The organism is Streptomyces sp. NPDC051677 (assembly GCF_044453465.1).
Taxonomy (GTDB): domain Bacteria; phylum Actinomycetota; class Actinomycetes; order Streptomycetales; family Streptomycetaceae; genus Streptomyces.
The window spans coordinates 110,629-135,268 of record NZ_JBITCT010000031.1 but is presented as its reverse complement, the minus strand read 5'-3'; the positions used below and the strand labels follow the sequence as shown (position 1 = coordinate 135,268).

Annotated in this window: 21 protein-coding genes; 15 read left to right on the top strand and 6 right to left on the bottom strand. The window is 71.1% G+C overall.

Annotated elements, in window-relative coordinates; translation table 11 throughout:
• Nucleotides 1-445 precede the first annotated feature (445 nt).
• Nucleotides 446-1,147: a TetR/AcrR family transcriptional regulator gene (locus ACIBAF_RS31235; RefSeq protein WP_399467521.1), complete on the bottom strand. Its 702-nt coding sequence runs from the start codon at nt 1,145-1,147 to the stop codon at nt 446-448.
• A gap of 172 nt (nt 1,148-1,319) precedes the next feature.
• Here ACIBAF_RS31235 and ACIBAF_RS31230 point away from each other — a divergent pair, with 172 nt between their 5' ends.
• Nucleotides 1,320-2,798, top strand: coding sequence for an APC family permease (locus ACIBAF_RS31230; RefSeq protein ID WP_399467520.1), 1,479 nt, complete (start codon nt 1,320-1,322; stop codon nt 2,796-2,798).
• 62 nt (nt 2,799-2,860) lie between these two features.
• Entirely contained in the window at nt 2,861-4,528 is a 1,668-nt protein-coding gene (locus tag ACIBAF_RS31225) for an amidohydrolase (RefSeq protein ID WP_399467519.1), read from the top strand.
• An 18-nt stretch (nt 4,529-4,546) separates the two neighbouring features.
• On the opposite strand, the gene ACIBAF_RS31220 is transcribed toward ACIBAF_RS31225, so the two are convergent.
• On the bottom strand, nt 4,547-6,337 hold the full coding sequence (locus tag ACIBAF_RS31220; protein WP_399467518.1) for a glycoside hydrolase family 35 protein: 1,791 nt from the start codon (nt 6,335-6,337) through the stop codon (nt 4,547-4,549).
• 76 nt (nt 6,338-6,413) lie between these two features.
• On the opposite strand from ACIBAF_RS31220, the gene ACIBAF_RS31215 reads away from it, so the two are divergent.
• From ACIBAF_RS31215 to ACIBAF_RS31180, 8 genes are all read left to right on the top strand, one after another.
• Nucleotides 6,414-7,433 carry a LacI family DNA-binding transcriptional regulator gene (locus tag ACIBAF_RS31215; protein WP_399467517.1) on the top strand — a complete coding sequence of 340 codons (1,020 nt, stop codon included), beginning with the start codon at nt 6,414-6,416 and terminating at the stop codon, nt 7,431-7,433.
• Between the two features lie 191 nt (nt 7,434-7,624).
• On the top strand, nt 7,625-8,950 hold the full coding sequence (locus ACIBAF_RS31210) for a carbohydrate ABC transporter substrate-binding protein (RefSeq protein ID WP_399467516.1): 1,326 nt from the start codon (nt 7,625-7,627) through the stop codon (nt 8,948-8,950).
• A gap of 16 nt (nt 8,951-8,966) precedes the next feature.
• Entirely contained in the window at nt 8,967-9,923 is a 957-nt protein-coding gene (locus tag ACIBAF_RS31205; RefSeq protein ID WP_399467515.1) for a carbohydrate ABC transporter permease, read from the top strand.
• A gap of 20 nt (nt 9,924-9,943) precedes the next feature.
• The gene (locus tag ACIBAF_RS31200) at nt 9,944-10,843 is read left to right on the top strand and encodes a carbohydrate ABC transporter permease (RefSeq protein WP_399467514.1); all 900 of its coding nucleotides are present in this window, start codon (nt 9,944-9,946) and stop codon (nt 10,841-10,843) included.
• A 22-nt stretch (nt 10,844-10,865) separates the two neighbouring features.
• On the top strand, nt 10,866-11,045 hold the full coding sequence (locus tag ACIBAF_RS31195) for a DUF6903 family protein (RefSeq protein WP_399467513.1): 180 nt from the start codon (nt 10,866-10,868) through the stop codon (nt 11,043-11,045).
• The gene (locus ACIBAF_RS31190; protein ID WP_399467512.1) at nt 11,042-12,478 is read left to right on the top strand and encodes an alpha-L-fucosidase; all 1,437 of its coding nucleotides are present in this window, start codon (nt 11,042-11,044) and stop codon (nt 12,476-12,478) included. The genes ACIBAF_RS31195 and ACIBAF_RS31190 overlap by 4 nt, the downstream gene beginning before the upstream one ends.
• The gene (locus ACIBAF_RS31185; RefSeq protein ID WP_399467510.1) at nt 12,475-13,536 is read left to right on the top strand and encodes a peptidyl-prolyl cis-trans isomerase; all 1,062 of its coding nucleotides are present in this window, start codon (nt 12,475-12,477) and stop codon (nt 13,534-13,536) included. The genes ACIBAF_RS31190 and ACIBAF_RS31185 overlap by 4 nt, the downstream gene beginning before the upstream one ends.
• Nucleotides 13,533-15,851: a discoidin domain-containing protein gene (locus tag ACIBAF_RS31180; protein ID WP_399467509.1), complete on the top strand. Its 2,319-nt coding sequence runs from the start codon at nt 13,533-13,535 to the stop codon at nt 15,849-15,851. The genes ACIBAF_RS31185 and ACIBAF_RS31180 overlap by 4 nt, the downstream gene beginning before the upstream one ends.
• Nucleotides 15,852-15,920: 69 nt before the next feature.
• On the opposite strand, the gene ACIBAF_RS31175 is transcribed toward ACIBAF_RS31180, so the two are convergent.
• On the bottom strand, nt 15,921-16,244 hold the full coding sequence (locus ACIBAF_RS31175; protein ID WP_399467508.1) for an antibiotic biosynthesis monooxygenase family protein: 324 nt from the start codon (nt 16,242-16,244) through the stop codon (nt 15,921-15,923).
• A gap of 147 nt (nt 16,245-16,391) precedes the next feature.
• Between ACIBAF_RS31175 and ACIBAF_RS31170 the strand changes: the two genes are divergently transcribed.
• The 4 genes from ACIBAF_RS31170 to ACIBAF_RS31155 all read left to right on the top strand — a co-directional run bounded on the left by ACIBAF_RS31170 (nt 16,392) and on the right by ACIBAF_RS31155 (nt 19,035).
• The gene (locus ACIBAF_RS31170) at nt 16,392-17,153 is read left to right on the top strand and encodes an SDR family oxidoreductase (RefSeq protein ID WP_399467507.1); all 762 of its coding nucleotides are present in this window, start codon (nt 16,392-16,394) and stop codon (nt 17,151-17,153) included.
• Nucleotides 17,150-17,569 carry a hypothetical protein gene (locus ACIBAF_RS31165; RefSeq protein ID WP_399467506.1) on the top strand — a complete coding sequence of 140 codons (420 nt, stop codon included), beginning with the start codon at nt 17,150-17,152 and terminating at the stop codon, nt 17,567-17,569. The genes ACIBAF_RS31170 and ACIBAF_RS31165 overlap by 4 nt, the downstream gene beginning before the upstream one ends.
• 84 nt (nt 17,570-17,653) lie before the next feature.
• On the top strand, nt 17,654-18,373 hold the full coding sequence (locus ACIBAF_RS31160; protein ID WP_399467505.1) for a DUF6766 family protein: 720 nt from the start codon (nt 17,654-17,656) through the stop codon (nt 18,371-18,373).
• A gap of 98 nt (nt 18,374-18,471) precedes the next feature.
• Entirely contained in the window at nt 18,472-19,035 is a 564-nt protein-coding gene (locus ACIBAF_RS31155) for a hemerythrin domain-containing protein (protein WP_399467504.1), read from the top strand.
• Nucleotides 19,036-19,074: 39 nt separating this feature from the next.
• On the opposite strand, the gene ACIBAF_RS31150 is transcribed toward ACIBAF_RS31155, so the two are convergent.
• Nucleotides 19,075-19,599: a hypothetical protein gene (locus ACIBAF_RS31150; RefSeq protein ID WP_399467502.1), complete on the bottom strand. Its 525-nt coding sequence runs from the start codon at nt 19,597-19,599 to the stop codon at nt 19,075-19,077.
• A 209-nt stretch (nt 19,600-19,808) separates the two neighbouring features.
• On the opposite strand from ACIBAF_RS31150, the gene ACIBAF_RS31145 reads away from it, so the two are divergent.
• The gene (locus ACIBAF_RS31145; RefSeq protein WP_399467500.1) at nt 19,809-20,597 is read left to right on the top strand and encodes a YqjF family protein; all 789 of its coding nucleotides are present in this window, start codon (nt 19,809-19,811) and stop codon (nt 20,595-20,597) included.
• Nucleotides 20,598-20,883: 286 nt separating this feature from the next.
• Here ACIBAF_RS31145 and ACIBAF_RS31140 read toward each other — a convergent pair whose 3' ends face one another.
• A complete protein-coding gene (locus ACIBAF_RS31140; RefSeq protein WP_399467498.1) occupies nt 20,884-23,865 on the bottom strand; it encodes a glycosyl hydrolase 115 family protein in 2,982 nt (993 codons plus the stop codon).
• A gap of 109 nt (nt 23,866-23,974) precedes the next feature.
• Nucleotides 23,975-24,502 carry an SMI1/KNR4 family protein gene (locus ACIBAF_RS31135; RefSeq protein ID WP_399467496.1) on the bottom strand — a complete coding sequence of 176 codons (528 nt, stop codon included), beginning with the start codon at nt 24,500-24,502 and terminating at the stop codon, nt 23,975-23,977.
• Nucleotides 24,503-24,640: the final 138 nt, after the last annotated feature.

Here is a 24,640-nt window from a genome sequence, read left to right as displayed (position 1 = left end):
GAACAGCCCGCGGCGAACAGGACGCCGGCCAGGGCGGTCGCGGTCAAAGTGGCGGCTCGGTGGTGTCTGTGCATGTCCCTCGCACCTCGCTGTGCGGTTGGGGTGGGAGAAGAGCAGGGAGCGTCCGTGGTGGAGAGCGACACGCCGAAGGCGGGATGTGTGGGTGCCCTGGACCTTGTCGGAAGTCGCCCCGGCCCGGGAAACGGGCGGGCGTCAGATGGATGCCCCTGCTGTCGATGCGGTGATGGCTGTAGCGGTCATGGAGGGAGCGGTCATGGATGTGGACCACGCGTTTCCGGTCACTGGAGCGCGTTAGTAGCGCGCTCTAGTGGCATGACTATGGAGCCGTCCACGAGGGATGTCAACAGATATGTCAGGACGTTCCAACAAAAGCTCGCTGCGCGGGTCCCCCGCGGTCAGGCCACGGCTTCGACAGGTGCGTGGATCACGCGTGCGGGCGGCGGAGGGCGCGGGCCGCCAGGGCCTCCAGCAGGAGGTCGACCGCCTCCTCGAAGGAGCTGTTCTCCATGGCGTGCAGTTCGTTGCGCACGGTGGTCAGCGCGGGATAGGCGGCGGGGTCCAGCCCGTGGTAGACCTCGCGCCACGCCCGCTGGTCGGCCTCGCGCTGCTGTCGAGGGAGCGCATGGAACGCGGCGTCCATGGCGGCATGGCTGAGCACGGTGTCGATGAACGTCAGGTACAGGCGCGTCGCCTCTGCCGGTCCGAAGCCCGCGGACAGCAGCAGGCTCACCCCGGTCTCCACGGCACGGATCTCGTTCTCGCGCCGCGTCACCCGGTACGAGGCGAAGGCCGCCGCGCGCGGGTGGGCGAGGTATCCGGCACGAACCCGCAGGGCCATCTCGCGCAGGTCGGCCACCCAGTCGCCCCTCGGGGCGAACCCCGCCATGGCGTCGCCGATGATGCGGTCGGCGATGGCGAGCACCAGGTCGTCGGCGCCGTGGAAGTAGCGGTAGAGGGCGCTGGGATCGCAGCCCAAAGCGGTGCCGAGCCGGCGCACGCTGAGCGCCTCCGGGCCGTGCTCGCCGAGAAGCCTGAGGGCGGTCTCCACGATCAGGTCCTCCGACAGCAGGACCCCCGAGCGGGTGGGCCGACGGCGGCTGCGCTCCTGCGGGACTCGGGTGGTCATACCGGGGCTCCTGTCGCTTCGGACCGCTTCGGACCGGCATCGGGCCGCGTACCTGCAGTGAAGAGGCCCCGGACGCCTTATGTCAACAGGATTGACGCAACGCGAAGACCAGGTGTTCCATCACAGTCCCGCGCGGCTCTTCCCGCCTCCCCTCCCTGCGAGGAGCCTTTCCATGTCATCCACCCCACTGCGCCGCTCCCTCGGTGTCATCGACGGTGTCGCCATCGCCGCCTCCAGCACCGCCGCCACCACCAGCATCGCCATCGGCATGGGCACGATCGCCACCATCGTGGGTCTGCAGGCCCCGGCGCTGCTGCTCCTCGCCTTCCTGCCCGTGCTGGGCATCGCCACCGCCTACGCCCGCCTCAACCGCTCGGAACCCAACTGCGGCAACGGCTACACCTGGGTCGGCAAGACCCTCGGTCCCTGGCCAGGCTTCCTCACCGGGTGGGTCACCGTCGTCGGCTCGGTCGTCTTCTGCGCCTACACCAGCGCGGTCATGGGCTCGGTCGTCCTGATCTTCGCCAACAAGGCCGGCCTGCACTCGGTGGCGGGCATCGCCCTCGATCCGTCGTCCACCGGTATCAGTACGGCCGTCGGGCTGGTGCTCCTGCTCGGCCTCACCGCTCTCGCCGTCACCGGCACCCGCGCCACCACCCGCTTCCAGTTCGTGCTGCTGGTCTTCGAGTACGCCGTGCTGCTGGGCTTCTGCGGCTGGGCCCTGCTCACGGGCAAGCAGTCCTTCTCCCTCTCCTGGTTCAACCCCTTCGAGATCACGGGCGGCGCCACCTTCGCCCAGGGCATGGTCCTCGCCGTGTTCTTCTTCTGGGGCTGGGACGCGGCGTTCAGCGTCAACGAGGAGACGAAGACTCCGGGCGACGCGGCCCGCGGCGGTCTGATCGCCCTGTCCGCGATGCTCGGGCTGTTCCTCTTCGCCTCGGTCGCCTTCCAGCGGGAGATGAGCCTGACCGAACTCATCAAGAACGGCCCACAGGCCCTGCCGTACCTCGGTGAGAAGCTGGCCGCCGAACCCTGGGCCACCCTGCCCGTGGTCGCCCTGATGTGCTCGGCCGCCGCCTCGGTGCAGTCCACGCTGATCCCCACGGCGCGCGGGCTGCTCGCGATGGGCCGGGACCGCACCATGGGTCCGGTGTGGACCCGGGTGCACCGCCGGTACGGCACCCCCGCCGCCGGTACCGTCGCCGTGCTGTCGATCGCCCTCGTGATCGCCCTGCTGGCCGTCGCCATCCCGCGGCTGAGCGACATGCTGCTGGCCGCCGTCAACTCCATCGGCCTGCTCGTCGCCCTCTACTACGGTCTCACCGCCCTCGCGTGCGCCGTCCGCTTCTGGCCCGACCGCCGCGAAGGGTTCCGTACGGCGTTGCTCGCCGTGGGCGTGCCGGCCGTGTCCGGTCTGGTGCTGCTGGGGCTCGGCTGCTATCTCGGTTACTCCTACCTGACCATGAGCGACCACTTCGAACTGAGCCCCGACAACGGGTGGTTCATGTTCTCCCTGCCCGCCGTCATCGTCCTCGCCGGGCTCGGGATGGCCGCGGTGGCCAAGTACGTCCGCCGGTCGCCCTACTTCAGCACCGGCCGCGGCACCGACGCCGAGGCGATCGCCCTGCCCATGGACCGCACCACCGTCTGAGCCCCGTCCGCCCCGACCCGTTCCCCAGCCCCACCCACACCCCCACCACGGAGTCAGCTCCCATGCCGCAGTCCCAGGCCACCGGTCCCGCCGATCTCGTCCTCACCGGCGGGCCCGTCCACACCGTCGATCCCGCCCGCAGCCGTGCCACCGCCGTGGCCGTGCACGGCGGGCGGATCACGGCCGTCGGCCACGACGAGGTGCACGCACTGATCGGGCCGGGCACCGAGGTCGTCGACCTCGCGGGGAGACTGCTGCTGCCCGGCTTCCAGGACGCCCACGTCCACCCCCAGGGCGCGGGCCTGGAACTCGGCCTGTGCCACCTCGCCGACACCGTCGACCCCGCCGAGTACCTGCGGCGGATCCGGGCGTACGCCGACGACAACCCGGACGTCGAATGGATCACCGGCGGCGGCTGGTCCCTGGAGGCGTTCCCCGGCGGCGCGCCCACCGCCGCGGCCCTCGACGCGGTCGTCCCCGACCGGCCCGTCTTCCTGCCCAACCGCGACCACCACGGCGCCTGGGTCAACACCCGGGCGCTGGAGCGGGCCGGCATCGACGCCCGCACCCCCGACCCCGCCGACGGCCGCATCGAACGCGACGCCGACGGCGACCCGACCGGCATGCTCCAGGAGGGCGCCGTCCACCTGGTCGGGCGGCTCGTGCCCGAGCCCACGCCCGAGGAACGACTGGCCGCCCTGCTGCGCGCCCAGGCCGTGCTGCACTCCCACGGCGTCACCGCCTGGCAGGACGCCATCGTCGGCGCCTACGCCAACATGACCGACCCCGCGCCCACCTACCGTGCGGCCCTGGACCGGGGACTGCTCACCGCCCGCGTCGTCGGCGCACTGTGGTGGGACCGCGAACGCGGCGCCGAGCAGATTCCCGAACTCGTCGCGCGGCGCGAGGAGTTGAGCGGTGACCGGTTCCGCGCCGGCACGGTGAAGATCATGCAGGACGGCATCGCCGAGAACCACACCGCGGCCATGCTCGACCCGTACCTCACCGGCTGCGGCTGCTCCTCGCAAGGCAGCGGCATCAGCTTCGTCGAACCCGGCGAGCTGAGGAAGTACGTCACCGAACTCGACGCACTCGGCTTCCAGGTCCACTTCCACGCTCTCGGCGACCGCGCGGTCCGCGAGGCGCTCGACGCCGTCGAGGCCGCCCGTACCGCGGGCGGCCACCGCGACACCCGCCACCACCTGGCACACCTCCAGGTCGTCCACCCCCACGACGTACGACGCTTCAGGGCGCTCGGCGCCACCGCCAACCTGCAGATGCTGTGGGCCGCCCACGAACCGCAGATGGACGAGCTCACCCTGCCGTTCCTGGGCCCCGAACGCGGCGCCCGGCAGTACCCCTTCGGCGATCTGCTGCGCGCCGGAGCGACGCTCGCCGCGGGCAGCGACTGGCCGGTCAGCAGCCCCGACCCGCTCCAGGCCATCCATGTCGCCGTCAACCGCGTCTCCCCGGACGCACCCGAGGGCACCCCCGAGTTCCTGCCCGGACAGCGTCTCGACCTCGGCGCCGCCCTCGCCGCGTACACGGCGGGCAGCGCCTACGTGAACCACCTCGACGCCCTCACCGGCAGCATCGCCGTCGGCAAGGCCGCCGACCTGGTCGTCCTCGACCGGGATCCGTTCACGGGCCCGGCCGAGGAGATCGCCGCCACCCGGGTCCTGCAGACCTTCGTGGAGGGGGAACGCGTCCACGCGGCCCCCGACGCCTGACGCCTGGCGCGGCCGGAGTCAGTCGAACTCCTCGACGTACTCCTGTGGCGGTCCCAGCTCGGGCCGGTCGCGCAACGCGAGTGTTCCGCCGAGCCGTTCCAGTTCGAGCACCGTCACGGTGTTGGCGCCCGCGTGCAGGAGCGGGGCCGGGCAGTACAAGGTGAGCTGCGGCCCGGTCTCCCGGTAGCGGCCGAGCAGGAAGCCGTTGACCCAGACGAGGCCGCGGACCGACCCCGGCAGCGACAGGAACGTGTCCGCCGGTGTGCCGACCTGGAACTCCGCGACGGCGAACCCGGCCTGGGCGCCGGCAAGGCCGGCGGCGACCGCGCGGGACAGCTCCCCGGACCCCCACTCCTGCAGCGCGACCGGCATGCTGTCCCAGCCCTGCACGATGCGCCGGTCGACGAGGACGGGACCGAGCAGGCCCTTGTGCCGGCCGATGCCCGGTCCGTAGTTCACCCGGCCGAGGTTCTCCACCAGGACCTCCAGCCGTACGACGTCGCCGGTTCCGCACAGCGGGAGTTCGCAGGACGCGGGATCGGCGACACCGAGCAGGGCGCCGTCGACGAAGACCAGTGCCCGGTCGCGTACGTCGGTGAGGACCAGCCGGTGCTCGCCCGGCGGGACGCGCGGGTGCGCGGTGTGCAGGACCATGCCCGCGTCGAGCCCGAGCTGCTCGAACGAGGCGGGGCGCGGGGCGGTCGTGATCGGGGCGGGCACGGAGCGGAGGCCGGCGAGCAGGTCGGCGCGGTGGACGAGGGGGAGCCGCGCCGGGGGGAGCGTCGGCAGCCGCGCCGGTGAGCGGAGCGGGCCGTGTGCGCCGAGCGCTTCGCGCACGGCGAAGAACTTGGCGGTGAGGCTGCCGTCCTCGGCGATCGGCGCGTCGGAGTCGTAGCTCGTGACGACCGGCTGCAGTCGGCCGTCGACCTCGTTGGCGCCCGCCCAGAGGCCGAAGTTGGTGCCCCCGTGAGCCATGTAGACGCTCACGCTGCCGCCGTCGGCGAGGATGTCGCGGAGGGCGCCGACCGCGCTCTGCACTGAGCGGACGTGGTGCCGCTCGCCCCAGTGGTCGAACCAGCCGTTCCAGAACTCGGCGACCAGGAACGGCTCGTCCGGCCGCCGTGCGGCGAGGAGCCGCCGGGCGGCCTCGGGCCGCGAGCCCAGAGTGACGGCCGTGAGGGTCCCCGGCAGGGTGCCGCCGTCCAGCATGAGTTCGGTGGGCCCGTCGGCGGTGAACAGCAGCTCCCGGATGCCCCGGGTGGTCAGGGCCCGGCGATTCCAGCGCAGATAGGCCTGGTCGTCGCCGAAGCTGCCGAACTCGTTCTCCACCTGCACCGCCACCACCGGCCCGCCCTCGCAGGCCTGCAGTGCGGCGAGGCGCGGGACCAGTTCGTCGAACCAGCCGCCGACGGGGGAGGTGAACGCCGGATCCGAGCTGCGGACCGCGACGTCCCGGCCGGTGAGCCAGCTCGGCAGACCGCCGTTGGACCACTCCGCGCAGATGTACGGGCCGGGCCGGACGACGACGTCGAGCCCCTCCTCGCCCACCGTGCGGATGAAACGCTCGACGTCCCGCCAGCCGTCGAAGCGCGGCGCCTCGTCCTCGCGGGGCTGATGGAAGTTCCACGGCACATACGTGTCGACCGTGTTGAGTCCGAGGTCGGCGAGCCGGCGGATCCGGTCCCGCCACAGGCCGGGGTGGACGCGGAAGTAGTGCAGCGCTCCGGACAGGATGCGATGGGGGACGCCGTGCCGGTACAGGCGGCCCGCGTGCCAGGTGAGCGCGTGTGTCGTGCGCAGCTCAGTCACGGCGAGGAGCCTATGTTATCGATGCCATGCGTAACAAGAACGCTAGGATCTGTGGGAACACAGGATGGGGAGCGTCATGACCGAGGGCACCGTGAGGCCGAGGCAGCCGAGCATGGTCGACGTGGCCCGGACCGCCGGGGTGTCGGCGCAGACCGTCTCGCGTGCCCTGCGCGGCGCGCCCAACGTCGACCCGGAGACCAGAAGGCGCGTGCTCGCCGCCGTGGACCAGGTCGGCTACCGCTTCAACAGCGCGGCGAGGACGCTGTCCTCCGGCCGCAGCCACACCATCGGGCTGGTGCTGCTGGCCTCCGGCGGGTACTACTCCCGCTCGGCCGTGACCGCCGGCGTCGAGGCGGCCGGCGCCGCCGCCGGGTACGCGGTGAACATCGCCGCCATCGCCGCGCTCGACACCGGTCTGATGGAGCGGGCCCTGGCCAAGCTCGCCGACCAGGGCGTCGACGGCTTCGTCATCGCCGTACCGCTCATCTCCGTGACGCAGAAGATCGAGGACATCACCCGCGACATCCCGACCGTCACCCTCGACGGCTCGCGCACGTCAGGCGCCCGGGTGCTCGGGATCGACCAGCAGGAGGCGGGCCGGATCGCCACGCAGCACCTGCTCGACCTGGGGCACCGGCAGGTCTGGCACCTCTCCGGCCCCGACGAGTGGATCGAGGCGCGGCAGCGGCGACAGGGCTGGCAGGAGTGCCTGGCCGCGGCCGGGATCGAGGCGCCGCCGGCCCTGGAGGGCGACTGGTCGCCCGAGTCGGGCTACCGGCAGGGGCAGATCATCGCGATGATCCCGGAGGTGACCGCGGTGTTCGTCGCCGGCGACGAGATGGCCTTCGGGGTGATCCGCGCGCTGCGCGAGCGCGGCCGTTCGGTGCCCGACGACGTGTCCATCGTCAGCGTCGACGACATCGCCCTCGCGGCCTACTGCCATCCGTCGCTGACGACCGTCCGGCAGGACTTCTACCGCTACGGCGCGGCGGCCGTCGCCCTGCTGCTGCACGGCGACGAGGCCGACGTCGACGCGTCCGTCGCCACCGCGTCCCTGTCGGTGCGCGCCTCCACGGCGCCACCGCGTCGACTCTGAGGTCGCGGCGCGCGTCGCCGAAAAGCCTCTCGTGGGCCTCTTGCGCCACCCTGCCATCGGTGCCACCGTAAGGCCTCATGTTATCGGTGCCACCATAACAACGCGGCACGGTGGCCCGGTTTCGCTGCACCCGTTCTACCCGTTCTCACGCTCGCAGCCAGGTGGGCAACAGTCCACGGGAAGGACCCCCCATGAGGAGATCGCTCGTCCTCGCGGGCGCCGCGGTCACGGTGCTCGGACTGCTCGCCGGCTGCTCGTCGGGCGACGGGAGCGGCTCGGACTCCGGCCGGACGACGCTCAAGGTCGCCGCGCTCGAAGGCGGCTACGGCCGGGACATGTACACCCAGGTCATCAAGGCGTACGAGACCGCGCACCCCGACATCGATGTCCAGTTGCAGATCTCGAAGAGCATCGAGGACGAGATCACCCCGAACATGAAGGCGGGCCGGTACCCCGACGTCGTGGTCCTCGGCCAGGGCCGCAAGTCCGCCCTCACCGAGACCCTCATCAAGGACAAGGCCCTCGAGGACCTCACCCCGGTACTGAAGGAGAAGGTCCCCGGTGAGACGAAGACCGTGGGGGACAAGCTCACCGAGGGCATCGTCGGCAACCTCAACACCGACCCCTACGGCACGGACAAGACCTACCTGATGCCGATGTACTACGCCCCGACCGGCCTCTTCTACGACCGGGGCCTGTTCGAGCGGAAGGGCTGGAAGGTCCCGGCCACCTGGGACGAGATGTTCGCCCTCGGGGACACGGCCAGGAAGCAGGGCATACCCCTGTTCACCTACCCGACCGCCGGCTACCTCGACTCCTTCTTCTTCGCCCTCCTCGCGGACATCGGCGGGGAGCAGTTCTACACCGACGTCATGACGTACAAGAAGGACGTCTGGAAGACGGCGAACGCCCGCAAGGCCCTCGACATCACCACCCGGCTGCTGAGCTACGCCGCGCCCACCACCGTCGGATACGCCAACGAGCAGGACTTCACCAAGAACCAGCAGCTGATCCTCGACGACAAGGCGCTGTTCATGCCGAACGGCACCTGGATCGTCGGCGAGATGGCCGCGGCCCCCCGCACGAAGGGCTTCCAGTGGGCCCTGACACCCCTGCCGGCCGTCACCGCGGGCAGCAAGCGCTACATCACGACGTCCGTCGAGTCGGTCTGGGTGCCCAGCGCCGCCCCGCACAAGGACGCGGCAAAGGACTTCATCGCCTACCTGTACTCCGACGAAGCGGCGAAGATCTTCGCCAAGTCGAACGCGATCCAGCCGATCGACGGCATCGCCGGCCGTCTGTCCGGCGAGAACGCCGCGTTCTACAAGGTGTACGAGGATCCGTCGGTCGCCGCGCTCGTCGGAGGGTTCGCGTCCACCGCGCCCGTCGAGGGAGTCGACATCAAGGCCACCCTCTTCGACACCGCCAACAGCGTCCTCAGCGGCGACACCACCGAGGACAAGTGGCGGTCCGCCCTGAACGACGCCAGCGAGAAGCTGCGCCAGGCGGGCGACTGAGGTGCGGACCGGCACGGTGACGCCCCTGCCCACCCCGCCTGACAGCACGACGAAACCCCGGTCCGAACCGGTGCCGCCCACCAGGACCCCCCGGCGCGGCGCCACCGGGTTCGTGCTCGCCTGTCTGCTTCCCGCACTGGTGCTCTTCGTCGTCTTCATGGTGATCCCGACGGTGAACGTGTTCCGGATGTCCCTCTACACCTGGAGCGGGTTCTCCCCGGACATGCGGTTCGTGGGCCTCGACAACTTCCGCCGCCTCCTCGACGACGACCAGTTCGTGCGGGCCTTCCAGAACACGGTCGCGCTCCTCGTCGTCGTGACCGTCGTGACGATGGGCACGGGCCTGTTCCTCGCCGCGGTCATGACCCGGCAACGGCTGCGCGGACAGAGCCTGTACCGCTTCGTCCTCTACATCCCCAACGTGCTCTCGGTGGTCGTCATCGCGGCGATCTTCTCCGCCGTGTACGACCAGAAGAACGGACTGCTCAACAGCACGCTGCGGCTGCTCTCGCTCGACAGCTGGCAGCAGATCTGGCTGGGCGACCAGAAGATCGTGCTCTACTCCGTCGCCATCGCGATGGTCTGGCAGTCGCTGGGCTACTACATGGTCCTCTACATGGCGGGCATGGCGAGCATCCCGGAGGAGCTCTACGAGGCGAGCGCCCTCGACGGAGCGTCCGCCGTCCGCCAGTTCTTCGCCCTCACCCTGCCGCTCATCTGGCAGAGCCTGCGCACCACGCTGACCTTCTTCATCATGAGCTCCGTCAACCTCAGCTTCGTCCTCGTCCGCGCGATGACCGGCGGCGGACCCGACGGCTCCTCCGACGTCCTGCTCAACTACATGTACAAGCAGGCGTACACGAACTCCTCGTACGGCTACGGCATGGCCATCGGTGTCGTCGTCTTCGCGTTCTCGTTCCTCGTGTCGCTCCTGGTGAGCCGGGCGACGCGGCGCGAGCCCCTCCAGTTCTGAGGACAGGACAGACACCCACCATGACCACGATCGGCTCCTCGTCCCGCCCCCGCGCGAACCGGCCGCGGACCGTCGGCCGGACGCTCACCCACGCCCTGGTCACCGCCCTCGCGCTCGCCATCGCCGTACCGGTCGCCTGGGTGCTGCTCGCCTCGCTCAAAGAGAAGGGCGAGTTCTTCGGCAGCCCCTGGACGCTGCCGAAGAGCCTGCACGTCCAGAACTACACCGACGCGTTCGTCACCGCGCACATGGGCCGCTACTTCCTGACCTCGGTGCTCGTCACCCTGCTCGGGCTGGTGCTCGTCCTGGCGGTCTCCGTACCCGCGGCCTACGTCGTCGCCCGGTATGAGTTCCGCGGCCGCCGCATCGTCGAACTCGCTCTCCTGGGCGGCCTGTTCGTCAACGTCAACTACATCGTCGTACCGATCTTCCTCATGCTCGTCGACTGGGACCGCGCCCTCGTCGACGTCTTCCCCGGCGGCTTCTTCATCGACAACCCGGCGGTCCTGTCGCTCGTCTACGCGGCGACGTCGATCCCGTTCAGCATCTACCTGCTCACCGCGTACTTCCGGTCGATCCCCGTCGAGTACGAGGAGGCCGCCGCGCTGGACGGGGCGTCCCGCTTCCGGATCATGACCCGGATCATGCTCCCGATGGCGCGCCCGGCGGTCACCACCGTCATCCTGTTCAACTTCCTCGCCTACTGGAACGACTTCATCATCTCCCTCACCCTGCTCCCCGGCGAGGGCAAGACACTGCAGGTCGGCCTGCTCAACCTGTTCACCGCGCAGAAGGCGGCGGCCGACTACGGCCGTCTCTACGCCGGCATGGTCATCGTCATCGTGCCCGTCCTCGTCGTCTACGCGCTCATCCAGCGCCGGCTCGTCGAGGGCATCGCATCCGGCGGAGTGAAGGGCTGACCGTCTCCGGAAGGGAACCGACATGAAGGATCCGACGCGTACGGCGCTGCTGATCACCGCCCGTGCGCTCGTCACGGCAGGCTGCCTCACGCTCGTCGTCACCGCCCGCACGACGGTCGGGTGGGGGCGCCTCCTGGTCATGCTGGCCGCGCTGGCCGGGCTGCTGGTCCTGCTCGCCATGTACAACAGGCGGTTCCGGTGACCGCCCCCGCGACCTCCCAACGGGCCCGGACACTGGCGGCGGTCCGCCCGAGCGAGCGCCAACTCGCCTGGCAGGCCATGGAGTTCTACGGCTTCCTCCACTTCGGCATGAACACCATGACGGACCGCGAGTGGGGTGCGGGCCACGACGACCCTGCCTTGTTCGACCCGGCCGGACTCGACGCCGACCAGTGGGTCGCGGCCCTCAAGAGCGCCGGGATGACCGGCGTGATCCTCACCTGCAAGCACCACGACGGGTTCTGCCTCTGGCCGAGCGACGTCACCGCCTACTCGGTCGCCTCGTCGCCGTGGCGGGGCGGCCGGGGCGACGTCGTCGCGGAGGTCGCCGACGCGGCCCGCCGACACGGCCTGCGGTTCGGGATCTACCTCTCCCCATGGGACCGCACCGAGGCGTCCTACGGCGCCGGGACCGCGTACGACGACTTCTACGTCGCCCAGCTCACCGAACTGCTCACCCGGTACGGGCCGGTGTTCTCCGTATGGCTGGACGGCGCCAACGGCGAGGGTCCGAACGGCAGGCGCCAGCTCTACGACTGGGACCGGTACTACGCGGTCGTACGACAACTCCAGCCCGACGCGGTCATCAGCGTGTGCGGGCCCGACGTCCGCTGGTGCGGGAACGAGGCCGGCGACACCCGGCCCGACGAGTGGAGCGTAGTCCCGCGCGCCCTGCAGGACGCCGAGCGGACCGCTGACCGCTCCCAGCAGGCGGACGACGGCCTCTTCGCCCCGCGCGTGCGCAGCGACGACCGCGACCTCGGCAGCCGCGCCGCACTGGCCGGGCACGAGGACGACCTGGTCTGGTACCCGGCCGAGGTCAACACCTCGATCCGCCCCGGCTGGTTCCACCACCCCGCCGAGGACGCCGAAGTCCGGTCGGCAGACGAGCTGTTCGCCGTCTATCTGCGTTCCGTGGGCGGCAACTCCTGCTTCCTGCTCAACGTTCCGCCGGATCGGCACGGATGCGTGCGCGCCACCGACGTGGCCGTCCTCAAGCAACTCGGGCGGCGCATCGACGACTTCCGGGCACGTCGCATCGAGGCGACCGTGACCGTCTCGTCCGGCGCCCCGGGCGATGTCGCGACCGCATGGCCCGCCACCGGGCGCCGTACGCCGTGGCGGCCGGACGAGGCGGATCCCCTGCCCGGTGTCACCCTGGCGTTCGCGGGGCCCCGGCGGGTCGAGGCGGTCGTCGTGGGCGAGGACATCGCCGAGGGGCAGCGCATCGAGCACGTCGTCGTCCGGGGCTGCCGCGGCGGCCGGTGGACGACGCTCGCCGAAGCCGACGCGGTGGGCCACCAGCGCATCCTGACGTTCGCGCCGACCGAGGTCGACGCCGTACGGATCGAGACGCCGCAGACGCGGGACACCCCCGTCCTCGCCCGGGCAGCCGCGATCGGGGCGGCGTCATGAGGCCCGGGGCGCCCAGGTCGCGCAGGCCGTCGCGCCGTGCCCTGGCCCTGCTCACCGGCGTGTGCGTCACGGTCGCGGCGCTGGTGATCACGGGGATGACGCTGCTCGGCGACCGCTCCGCCGACGCGGTCGCCTCAGTCGACGGGCATCCCGTCACCCGTGCGGAACTGCTGTTCCACATGCGGCGGTTGGCGCCGACCGTGCAGAACGCACTGCGCAACGAGTACCACCTGACGGGCGCGTTCGACTGGAACACGAAGACGGGCGACAAGACCGCGCTGCAGCGGCTGAAGACCAGCGCGCTCGACGAGATCCGGCGGGACAAGACCACGCTGATCGTGGCGAAGGAGCAGGGACTCGTCGACTCGGTGGACCACGACGACCTCGTCGCCGAACTGGCCGCCGAGAACCAGGACCGGGCCGACGCCCTGGCCGCCGGCCGCACTGTCTACGGCATCCAGCGGTTCTCCCTGGGCGAGTACTACACGCACCGGCTCACCGAGATCACCACCGGCCTGCAGAAGCGGCTCAGCACCGGCGGCGCAGCGCCCCTCCACGTCACCGACGCCGAGATCCGCACGGCGTTCGACGCCGACCGGGAGGCCTGGAGCGCCAACGCGACGACGTACACGTACGCGCGACTCGTCGTACCGGCGCCCGCCGACGCCGCCGGTCTTCAGCGCAGGGTGAGCGCCGCCGGGAGCCTCGCGGCCGTCGCCGCCCGGGAACCCGGCGCCGAGCTCACCGCCGGCGCCTACGACGGCGGCGGCTCCACCGGACTGAACGCCCACGACCAGGACCTTGTCACCGTGCTCGGCAGTCTCGCGCCGGGCCGGATCTCCGCCCCCGTCAAGAGCGCCGGCCAGATCACCTACTACCAGCTCCAGCGCAGGACCGTCGACGAGGAGAAGGCGTTCGCCGCGTACTCCCAGCGGATCCGGCGCTCGCTCGTCGAGGAGAAGTTCGACCAGTTCCTCCAACGCCGGGTCGACCACAGCCACATCGATGTCGACACCTCGGCGGTGGACGCCGTCAACGCAGAGGATGTGCAGAGTTGAGACCCGTCGACACCGGACCACTCCCGCCACGGACGCTGTACGCGGCCTTCGTCGCCCTGCTCGCCGCGCTGCTCGTAGGCTCGCTCGTGCCCGCCGCCCACGCCACCACGGTCCCGCACCCCGCCGCCCGCCCCGCCGTCAAGGCCTCCTGGCCGGGCAACCTGCCGAACACCACGGGCGGCAGGGACTACTTCATCGACGCCACCCTCGGCCGCGACACCGCCGCCGGCACCTCCCCGACGACCGCCTGGCGCACCCTGGCCAAGGCGACCGCGACGACCTTCGCGCCCGGCGACCGCATTCTGCTCAAGGCCGGCGAGCAGTGGCAGGACCAGCAACTGTGGCCGAAGGGCTCGGGCAGCTCGGGCCGGCCCATCACCATCTCGGCCTACGGCGACCCGAACGCGGGCCGGCCCTACATCGCGACGAACGGCCATGTGCCGAGCCCGTTCAACGCGGACGGCACGAAGAACCCCGCCACCGTCGGGCTGACCGGCGCCATCGTGCTGCGCAACCAGCAGTACTGGGAGATCGACAACGTCGAGCTGTCCAACGACGACGATTTCGCCACCGACATCACCTCGGGGTCGTACGTCCGCGACGGAATCATGGTGTCGATCAACGCCGACCTCCTGCCGAGCGGCGCGGACAGCGTCATGGACCACTTCCGCGTCTCGGACGTGTTCGTCCACAACCTCGACGGCCCGAGCCACTGGCAGAAGATCCACTACGGCGCCGTCGACTTCCAGGTCTTCGGCCGCAAGAGCTACCAGAGCTACGGCACCGGCGGCTACTACTTCAAGGACGTCCGGATCGAGGACAACACCTTCGAGAACGTCGAACTGCACGCCGTCCAGTTCGCTTTCAACTGGTTCGCAGCCGACGGCGCGAACGCCGGCCAGTACGACGAGAACGGGAAGTGGCACGAGGGCTGGGAGCAGCTGTGGGTGCGCACCCGCGACCTGTACAGCCGCGATGTCTACATCGGCCACAACTACGCCGAGAACATCGGCCAGGGCGCGATCCAGCTCGCCGACACCAAGAACATGACCGTCGAGTACAACGAGGTCAACGGATTCCTCAAACGCTACGACGCCGTGTCCTGCGGGCTCTACCTGTGGGCCGGCGCCGACTCGGTGATGCAGTACAACGAGGTCTACGGCGGCCCGGACAACGAGTACGACGGCACCCCGTGGGACCTCGAGTACACCAACTTCAACGTCACGTACCAGTTCAACTACTCGCACGACAACGCGGCGGGCTGGATGGCCTACATGGGCAACAGCTCGAACTCGGTGGCCCGTTACAACCTGAGCGTCGACGACAACGGCGTGCTCGTGAAGAACATGCTGTCGACGAACTACTCACCGACGTACTTCACGAACAACACCTTCGTCTACGACGGCGCGGACCTCGACTACGTCCACGACGAGACGTTCCTGAGCCGCGTCTACTTCCTGAACAACATCTTCTACAACACCTCGACGACGACATCGACGCCCTGGTACCGCCGCACCGGCGCGCTACGGCAGGCCGTGTTCTCCAACAACGACTACTACGAGGCGGGCGGCGCCCACTCCGGCCAGGAACCGGCCGACCCGAAGGGGTCGCGGGCCGACCCGCGCTTCGTCGGTGACCCCGCCGACCACGTCACCGGCGCCGGCGTGAACCGGATCCGGGACGCGGCGGCCCACTTCGCGCTGCGCGACGACTCGCCACTCGTCGACGCCGGCCGCTACAACCCGCACCTGGGCGCCGAGGACTTCCTCGGCACCCCCCTCTACTACGGCGACGCACCGGACATGGGCATCGCCGAGACCCGCATCGGCCCCCGGGTCGTCGACCCGGTCGACGACGACCCCGTCGAGGAGGAGACGGACGACCGGATCGACCTGGCGCGCGGAAAACCGGTCACGGCCAGCTCGACCCACCCCGGGGCGAACGGGACGCTCACCGCCGACAAGCTGACCGACGGCGACCTCACCACACGCTGGGCCGCGGCCGACGACGCGGCCTACCCCGTCACGCTCGACATCGACTTCGGCGCCGACACCGCCTTCGACGAGGTGTACCTGGACGAGTACACCGACTCGGGCACCAACCCCCGGGTGCAGTCGTTCGCCCTGCAGCGCTGGGACCCGGGGACCGGCCGATGGGTGACCTTCGCGACCCGCGACACCGGCATCGGGCACGACCTCACCGTGACCGGCTTCGGCAGCGTCACCGCGTCCCGGCTGCGGGTGGCGCTCACCGGGAAGATCGCGACGGAGCAGTACACGCCGACCCTCACCGAGATCGCCGTCTACCACGGCTGACGCACGACCCCGCCTGACGCACGGCCCCCGGCGGGTGGACGCCACCGCGCCCACCCGCCCCCGTACGGACTACTCGCCCTTCGGCGCCGCCTGCTGCACCACCTCGAAGGACCACAGCGTGGCGGCGGAAGCGGCGGGCTTGGGCCGGTCCCCCTCCGCGCCGCCCCGGTGCGCCCCCTCCATCGGGCCTTCCCGCCACGCCTGGAACGACTCCTCGTCACGCCACCGCGTGTAGACGAGGTAGGTGTCGGTGCCCTCGACCGGGCGGAGAAGCTCGAACCACTCGAAGCCGTCGGAGTTCTCGACGGCGCCGGCACGGGCGGCGAACCGCTTCTCAAGGGTCTCCCGCTGCTCAGCCGGGACGGTCAGTACGTTGATCTTGACTACGCTCATGCCCCCATCCTGCCCGCCACCGCCTCCGGGCCGCGCACCAGGGGACCGGGGACGTCTTATGGGTCACCAGGAACTGCGCGGTGGGTCACCACAGCAGATGCTTGAGGCGGGCGAGAGCCAAGGTGAGGCCGGGCTCAGGAGGTCAGCATGAAACGTCTCGACGGACGGGTGGCCGTCGTCACCGGCGGAGCCCGCGGCATCGGCGCCGCCGTGGCACGCCTGCTCGCGGCGGAGGGCGCCGCCGTGGTCGTCGCCGACGTCCTCGAAGCCGAGGGCCGCAGCCTGGTCGCACAGCTCGGCGGACGGTCCCGCTTCCAGCCCCTGGACGTCAGCAGCGAGGACGGCTGGCAGCGGGCGGCAGCCGAGACCGAGCGGGAGCTGGGACCGGTCTCCGTGCTCGTGAACAACGCGGGGATCATGGAGTGGGGCACGATGGAGGAACAGTCCCTCGCGTCGTTCCGGCGCGTCGTCGACGTCAACCTCCAGGGCGCCTGGCTGGGCATGCGCGCCTTGGCGCCCTCGCTGCGCCGCGCGGGCGGCGGAGTGATCGTGAACATGTCCTCCCTCGCCGGGCTGATCGCCTACGCCGGCATCGGAGCGTATGCGGCCGCCAAGTGGGGGCTGCGCGGGCTGACGAAGACCGCCGCGCTGGAACTGGCCCCCGACGGGGTGCGCGTCTGCTCCGTTCACCCCGGCGCCATCCGCACGGCAATGACCGCCGGCTTCGACGACTCGTACACCGCCGGCCAGCCCCTGCCCCGGTTCGGCGAGCCCGAGGAAGTCGCCCGCATGGTGCTCTTCGTCGTCACCGACGCCACCTACTCGACGGGGGTCGAGTTCGTCCTGGACGGCGGCGTCCTCGCCGGACCGCCCGCTGTCCTGAACCCTGCCGAACAGGGCCCGGAGTGACCGGTCGGACGCTCCGACGGGCGCGCGGTGCGGTGGTCGCCGTCGTCCTCGCCGCAGCCGTTTGCGCGTGCGGCACGGTGTCGGAGCGGCGCGACGCGGTCGGGGACGTCACGGCGTCCTTCGAGAAGGCACTCGACGAGGGCGCCTACGACCGGGTGTGCGCCGCCCTGGCGCCCGGCACCGTCGAGGAGCTCGCACAGTCGGCCGACGGCTCCTGCGCGAAGGCCCTGAGCGAGGAGCCGCCGCCTCCGGGCGGCGCCCTGCGGCTCGCCGACGTCTACGGAAACCAGGCGCGGGCGGTGCTCGCCGAGGACACCCTGTTCCTGTCCCGCTTCGACGACGGGTGGAAGGTCGTGGCCGCCGGATGCGTACAGATGCGGAAACAGCCGTACCAGTGCCGGATCAAGGGCGGGTGACACCGTGCGCGTGATGTTCACCGCCATCCTGCTGATCATCGGCGTCGGCCTCGCCTACCTCGCCGCGCTGGGACTGATGCAGCGATGACGCGCAGCTCCGTGCGGCCCGAGGCCTCGGGCCGCGGACGCCTGCGGGGATTCGTGCGGGACAACGGGCTCGGACTGTTCTTCACCGTCACGTTCCTGCTCGCCCTCGCCGGGCAGGCGATCGCCGGACACGCCGACTTCAACGACCAGCTGGCCGTGGACCGGCTCCAGCAGGTCGGCTTCGCCGAGTACCTGACGACGTCCGACTTCGCGGTCGACGTGGCGGAGAACTGGCAGTCGGAGTACCTGCAGTTCTTCCTCTACGTCGGCGCGACGGTCTGGCTGCTGCAGCGCGGCTCCCCCGAGTCGAAGAAGCTGGACAAGGCCGGCGCCGAGTCCGACAAGGAACAACGGGTCGGCGAGCACGCCGACGAGAACTCACCGAAGTGGGCCGCGGCCCCGGGGTGGCGTCGCGCCGTGTACGCGCACTCGCTGCTGCTGGTCATGGGGACGATCTTCGTACTGTCCTGGCTGGTGCAGTCGATCACCGGTGTGGCCGCGTTCAACGAGCAGCGGTTGCGGCAGCTGCAGGCCCCCATGAGCTGGTCGCAGTACCTGGGCTCGGCGGACTTCTGGAACCGCACGCTGCAGAACTGGCAGTCCGAACTGCTGGCCGTCGCCTCGATGGCGGTGCTGTCGATCTACCTGCGGCAGCGGGGCTCACCGGAGTCGAAGCCGGTCGGAGCCGCCCATGACGCCACCGGCGTGGAGGGCTGACCCCCGCGGACCGTGCCGTGTCGACCCCTCGATGCGGGGCACTCGGGCCTGGCGGGACCCGTTTTGGGGCCGTCGCGCTGAGGCTGGAGGCGAAGGACATGGGTCATGGTGGAAACGTCATCGACGAGCTGGTGACCGATCACCGCGAGGTCGAGGAGCTGTTCGGACGGATCGAGGCGCTGCCCTCCGGCGCCAAGAACCGCAAGCTCTACGCGGACCAGGCCACGATGGAGCTGGTCCGGCACTCGGTGGCCGAGGAGGAGTACCTCTACCCGGCCGTACGCGAGCACCTGCCCGGCGGCGCGGCCCTGGCCGACAAGGAGCTCGCGGACCATGCCCGGGCCGAGCAGCTCATGAAGGACCTGGAAGCCCGCGAGCCGGACGATCCCGAGTTCGACCGGCTCATCGGGATGCTGATGCGCGAGATCCGTGAGCACCTGGTCGACGAGGAGCAGAACCTGTTCCCCAGGCTGCTCACGACGTGCCCGGCGGACGCCCTCGACGATCTCGGCGACAAGGTCCGCAGGGCGAAGAAGACCGCCCCGACGCGTCCCCACCCCGCTGCCCCCGACAAGCCCCCGGCCAATAAGCTGCTGTCCCCGGGCGCGGGCCTGGTCGACCGACTCCGCGACACCCTGACAGGCCGAGGCAAACACGCCTGACCCTGCCCCGGCAGGGTTCCCGGCGAGGTCGCCGGGGCTTCAGGCGATGAGGGCCTGGCCTCGGCCGAGGCGGTCGAGGAGCTGGGGGTGGTGGAGGGCGGCCACGGGCGCGACGAGGTCGGGGTGACGCAGAAGAGCCGCGGCCTGGCGGTCGCGGTCGTCGGGGGCGACCAGGCGACGGAAGTCCGGCGGCGCGCCCAGGGTGTGATGGCCTCCGGCGAGACCGGCCACCGCTCCCGCGGCGAGTCCGGCGTCGGTGAGCAGACAGGCCGCCCAGCTGGCCACGACCTCGTCCACCCAGCTGCGCCAGGCCGAGTCGTCCGCGTCCACGTCTGCGTCCGCCGGGCCGCTGGTCCAGTCCAGCCGGGCTGAGCCGCCGGGGCCAACCAGGCCGACCAGCGCGGCGTCGGCAGCGGTCGGATAGCGCAGCCAGGCCGCGACGGTCACCGCCTGGCGGGCCTGTGCCTCGCACAGGGCGTGGGCGAGCGCGCCGCCACTCGCCGGATAGGCCCGGGTCAGCCATTCGGTGGTGGCGGCGATGAGCGGGGAGAGGTCTGCGAGCACGGGGCCGTCCGGGGTGTTCGGCGAAGCAACCAGGTGACGAAGCACCGAGGTGCGAGTCAACGGGCTTGGGGGTCTGTCCGAACCGTAGCCTGCGGCTCGCCCGCAAGGACACGGTCCGGGTCTCACTGCCGACGTGGTCTCAGCCACAGTTCCCGGCGACAGGCGGGGGTGAAGGGCCGCGCCGAAGCGCCGGTGGTGATACTGGCGCGGTGCCCTCGACCCCACAGCCACCGGAACTGGCCACCCCGCATACCATAACGCCTGACCCGCCGGACGCGATAGCGCGCCCGCTGCTCACCCAGTCCTGGCTCGATCTCGCCTTCCTCCACTGGGCGGCCGACCCGGCCGACGTGGCAGGTCTGCTGCCGCCCGGAACGGTCCCGGACACCCTGGACGGCGTCACGTACGTCGGTCTGGTCGCGTTCCGGATGCATCGCGTCGGCTGGTTCCGTCTGCCGGGCGTCCCCTACCTGGGGTCCTTCCCCGAGACGAACGTCCGTCTGTACTCGGTGGACGCACACGGGCGGCGCGGCGTGGTCTTCCGCTCGCTGGACGCCTCCCGCCTCTTGCCGGTGGCCGTGGCGCGGATCGGCTTCCGGTTGCCCTACGTGTGGTCCCGCATGGCGATCGACGCCGACGGCGACGACGTCACGTACACCAGTCGCCGCCGCTGGCCCGGCCCCCGCGGCGCCCGCAGCCGGCTCGTCGTGCGGGTGGGCGAGCGGATCGGGGAGCCCACCGCGCTGGAGCACTTCCTGACCGCACGCTGGGGCATGCACAGCACCTTCTTCGGCCGGCCCATGTACCTGCCCAACGCCCATCCGCGCTGGCCGCTGCACCGGGCGGAACTCGTGGAGTGCCAGCAGGACCTGGTGGCCGCGGCCGGTCTGCCCGAGCCGGTGGGGGAGCCGGTGAGCGTCCTCTTCTCGCCGGGCGTCCCGGCCCGTTTCGACCGCCCCGCCCGTCCGACCCGCCCGGCCGGCATTCCGACCCCCTGACCGCTGCGCTCACGGCCGGACGGATCAGCCGAACGTCACCGACTCGCCGCCGTTGCCGCCGAGCGCGCCTCGACGTGCCGAACGGCGTCGACGAACGGCGCGCCGGTCATCGTGCCGGACCGGAGCACAGCGGGCCGGGCTCCAGCGCGCTGCCGGAACCCGGCGAGGGTGTCGGCCGGCCAGGCGACCGCGACGGCCGGATGACCCCGTGCCTCCTCGGCGGCCGGCCCGGCTCCTGCGGGGCGGCACCCACCACGAACACCGGCGGCCGTTCCCATGAGGTCGGCTACTGGTCGGGGGCGGCCAGGGCCGGGCCCGGGTTCGGGTCGGGGTTGAACAGCGGATGGTAGCTCTCGGGCGGCGCGAGATAGGCGGCGGCCGGCAGCCCGCCGGTGTCGATCACGATCTGGTCCACGGCGATCGCCGGGTCGACCATGAACACCCGCAGGACATGCTCGCCGGGTTCGCCGACGGTCACGGTCGTGGTGAGCTTCTCGACGCCCTCCTCCACGTTGCGCGCCCAGGCGTCACCGCGGTTGCCGGTGGCGACGGCCTGCCCCGACAGGACGACGGGCGGCTGGTCGTCGAGGGCGAGCGCCAGCCGTCGCGCGCCGCGCTCGTCGAGCGAGGGCAGCCGGAAGACGGTGACGGGGAAGGAGCCGGTGCTGCTGAAGCGCACCCGATACCTCAACTCCGGTGCCCGGGCAGCGAGATCGGAGGTGATCGGCGCCGCCGTCGACGGCGCCGCCTCCACAGCGGCGGCGCGCCGGCCGAGCCCGCGCACCGTCCGCCAGCGGGCCCCGCCGCGGGCCACCCGGCGTTCGGTGTGCACGGCGTCGATCGAGACGTACCCGCCCGCCTCGACGAACCCGCGCGCCCGCACGCGTGCCCGCTCCCCGTCGTTGACCACCTTCAGGGGCACCTCGAAACGCTGCCCGCCACTCGTCACGGTCACCGTGGCGTCGTGCGCGCCCTCGGGGGTCCGCGCCCAGTCCACCTCGACCCACACCCGGATCTGTTCGGTCAGCGAGCCGCCCGACGCACTCAGCCGAACCCAGGGCCGGTCGGCCTCCGCGGCCCAGGCGACCGCGAGGAACCCGGTGTTGAACACGTCGACGAAACGCCGGTCCCGGGTGGCGGAGGAGAAGGACAACGGCCGCTGCGCGCCGGTCTCGTTCCCCTCGGCGGCGACCCCCAGCCCCGAGGTCTCCTGCCGGGCGACCCTCGTGACCGCCGGCCGGCCCGGCGCCTTCGGGATCTGCGAGGGGTACGGATTGATGTAGCCGTCCCATTTCCCGCCCGCCACCTCGGTGTTGTACCGCTTGGTGAGCGCCGCCTCCTGGGCGTGCGCGGCTTCGGCGAGGTCCGCGAAACGGTTGCTCCCGGCGCCGCGGCCCTGCCGTACCGCGAGGGCGTTTCGGTCCGCCCAGTAGTACTTGAGGTTCATCAAGTACGCGCCGTGCACCGGGTATTGGAGGAGTTCGTAGAAGGCGTCCCGGCAAGCCGCCGGGAGTTCGGCCCCCAGCGCCACGGTCCGCTCCAGCAGCCGGTCGTAGGCGGCCATGCGGCGTCCCGCCTCGTCCCCGTGGTGGACCACGGAGAAGATGTTCCGGTCGATGAACTCCGGGCGTCGTTCGGCCGCGAGACGGTAGTACTCGGTGCGCAGCGCAGCGATCTCCCGGGCGTGTCGGAGGCCGAACTGGCGGCCGTACCACTCTGCGAGAAAGCCCTCGACGTCGTCGGCGTCCCACCGGTCCACGTCCCAGGCCATGTCCATGGAGAAGGACAGACCCGTCTCGATCGACTTGAGGTCTCCGACGTTGAAGATCCACATCCGGTCGACCCGGTGCTCGTACACCCGGCGCAACTCCTGCCAGACCTTGGCGAGTTGCGTGGTGTCCAGCCACAGATAGCTGCGCGGACGGCCCCAGTAGGAGAGGTGGTAGTAGATCCCGTTGCCGCCCGAGCGGGCCCGCTCCGCCTCGGTGGGCAGCTGGCGCATGTTGCCGTGGTTGTCGTCCGGCCAGATCAGCGTGACGTCGTCAGGGACCTGGACGCCCGCGTTGTACAGGTCCAGGACCTCCTTGTACGGAATGAAGATCTGCGGCTCGGCCGCCGCCCCGACCTCCTCGGCCAGGATCCGGCGCTGGTCGGCGATGATGTCGTTCATCACCACGACCTTCTCCGGGATCGTGGTCGCGTTCTTCGTCTCCAGCGCGGAGTCGTGCAGCCCGCGCATGCCGATCGTCCAACTGCTCTCGTACGCCGCGTTCTCCCGGGCCCGGGCTCTCCAGTAGTCGGAGATGACGCCCGGGTTCACCGTGTAGTCGTACACCGGAAGACTCCCGTCGGCGCCCCGGTGCTCCTGCGCCCACGGGTCCCACTCGTGGACGCCGTTGCGCAGCAGGGCCTCCGGGTGGCTGGAGCCGACGACGATGCCGTAGCGGTCGGCGAGTTCGGGGTTCTCCCGGTACTTGTTGAAGAAGTCGGAGTACGGATGCATGGCCGGCCACAGGTAGTTGGCCTTGAGCCGGAGCAGCAGCTCGAAGAAGCGCTGGTAGGTCTGCGGGCCGATGTTCTTGTCCGGCTCCTGGGTGCGGTGCGACCAAGTGGTCAGGTTCTGCTCGTCGTTGAGGAAGACGCCCCGGTAACGGACGGACGGCTCACACCGTACGAAGGGGCCCGCGGGCACCGTGACGGCGTCGCGCCGTTCCACGGGCACGTCGGCCCACCAGTACCAGGGCGACACGCCGATGCGTTCCGAGGTGTCGTAGATCCCGTACACCGTGCCGCGCCGGTCGCTGCCCGCGATCACCAGCGCGCGGTCCACCCCGGGGGCCGGACGCTCCACCACCTGGGTCACGGACGCCTCCCAACGCCCCTTGACCCGCCCGACGTCCAGCCGCCCCTGCGCGACGAGCCGGTCGATGACCGGGCTCGCGCCGAGCGTGCCCACCAGGACCAGCGCCGTGGACCGTTCCGGCGGGGTGCGCCGCAACGCCGGCCGCACCCCGCCGACCCGCTCCACGTCGGCCTGGAGGTCCCCGGCCGCGCGGACCACGGCCGGATCGTCGGCCGCGTCCACGAACACGTCGACCGCGGCGCCGTCACGCACCAGGTCGAAGTCCCGACGGGCGCCGGACACGGCGTGGGCGTCGGCCGGAAGCACCGCGGGCAGCAGCGGGGCCAGCCCGGCGGCCGTCAGGCCCCGCAGAAACGCCTTCCGGGTCCATGAGGGCGAGGGATCCTGTGGTGCGGAGTGCGGCATCGACGCTCCCGACTAGGTGCTGGCATGACCATGCTAGAAAGCGCTTTCTCGCGCACCTTAGGTCAGCGTCGACCGTGGCGTCCATAACCGTGCACCGCCTGCTCCGGCCCTACCGGCACAGCGCGTCGATGTCCTCCGCGAACGACGGGAACTCGCTCTGCGCCTCGGCGATGACGGCCCGGGCGGGCCGGCGCGGGGTGGTGGCGTGACGCGCGGCCAGCTCGGCGAGTCCCGGCTGGGGGCGTGCGTCGCGGTCCGGGTTCTCCACCGCCTCCATCGGGCCGAAGCCGTCGGCCAGCAGCCACAGGAAGTCGGACAGGTTGGCCGCCACCACCCCGACCTCGCCCTCGGAGCCCATGAACACCACCGGCTGCTCGGCCAGGGGTCTGTCCGGTCGCACACACCACAGGGCGGCGAGCCCACCGGTGCCGTCCTGCCCGAAGACGCGGAAGGCGTCCCCTTCGAGGTCGTGGTTGCCGGTCCAGTGGCGGATCCAGTCGGTGGTCTCCTCGGCTGAGTCGAAGGCGTCGTACGGCTCGAAGTCGAAGCCCTCGCCGTCCTCGTAGGGGAACTCCGCCGCGGCCACCTCGGCGAGAGCGGGCGGGAAACGGCGGTCATCGGTGATCGTCTCGGTCATGAGCGCAGGCTAATCGGGCCCACTGACATCGCCGGGCGGGGTTGTTATGACCGCCGTCATGACGGAAGCTGCCTCTCGGAACGTCACACCACCACTGACGTCACACCACCACTACTGGCACCGCCACCAACAGGCCGG

What these genes read in the sequence shown, in the direction of transcription:
- ACIBAF_RS31185 (WP_399467510.1), top strand. Translation starts at nt 12,475, where the DNA reads ATGAGGCCCGGGGCGCCCAGGTCGCGCAGGCCGTCGCGCCGTGCCCTG.
- ACIBAF_RS31225 (WP_399467519.1), top strand. Translation starts at nt 2,861, where the DNA reads ATGCCGCAGTCCCAGGCCACCGGTCCCGCCGATCTCGTCCTCACCGGC.
- ACIBAF_RS31210 (WP_399467516.1), top strand. Translation starts at nt 7,625, where the DNA reads ATGAGGAGATCGCTCGTCCTCGCGGGCGCCGCGGTCACGGTGCTCGGA.
- ACIBAF_RS31135 (WP_399467496.1), bottom strand. Translation starts at nt 24,502, where the DNA reads ATGACCGAGACGATCACCGATGACCGCCGTTTCCCGCCCGCTCTCGCC.
- ACIBAF_RS31140 (WP_399467498.1), bottom strand. Translation starts at nt 23,865, where the DNA reads ATGCCGCACTCCGCACCACAGGATCCCTCGCCCTCATGGACCCGGAAG.
- ACIBAF_RS31175 (WP_399467508.1), bottom strand. Translation starts at nt 16,244, where the DNA reads ATGAGCGTAGTCAAGATCAACGTACTGACCGTCCCGGCTGAGCAGCGG.
- ACIBAF_RS31200 (WP_399467514.1), top strand. Translation starts at nt 9,944, where the DNA reads ATGACCACGATCGGCTCCTCGTCCCGCCCCCGCGCGAACCGGCCGCGG.
- ACIBAF_RS31235 (WP_399467521.1), bottom strand. Translation starts at nt 1,147, where the DNA reads ATGACCACCCGAGTCCCGCAGGAGCGCAGCCGCCGTCGGCCCACCCGC.
- ACIBAF_RS31230 (WP_399467520.1), top strand. Translation starts at nt 1,320, where the DNA reads ATGTCATCCACCCCACTGCGCCGCTCCCTCGGTGTCATCGACGGTGTC.
- ACIBAF_RS31155 (WP_399467504.1), top strand. Translation starts at nt 18,472, where the DNA reads ATGGGTCATGGTGGAAACGTCATCGACGAGCTGGTGACCGATCACCGC.
- ACIBAF_RS31160 (WP_399467505.1), top strand. Translation starts at nt 17,654, where the DNA reads ATGACGCGCAGCTCCGTGCGGCCCGAGGCCTCGGGCCGCGGACGCCTG.
- ACIBAF_RS31170 (WP_399467507.1), top strand. Translation starts at nt 16,392, where the DNA reads ATGAAACGTCTCGACGGACGGGTGGCCGTCGTCACCGGCGGAGCCCGC.
- ACIBAF_RS31215 (WP_399467517.1), top strand. Translation starts at nt 6,414, where the DNA reads ATGACCGAGGGCACCGTGAGGCCGAGGCAGCCGAGCATGGTCGACGTG.
- ACIBAF_RS31195 (WP_399467513.1), top strand. Translation starts at nt 10,866, where the DNA reads ATGAAGGATCCGACGCGTACGGCGCTGCTGATCACCGCCCGTGCGCTC.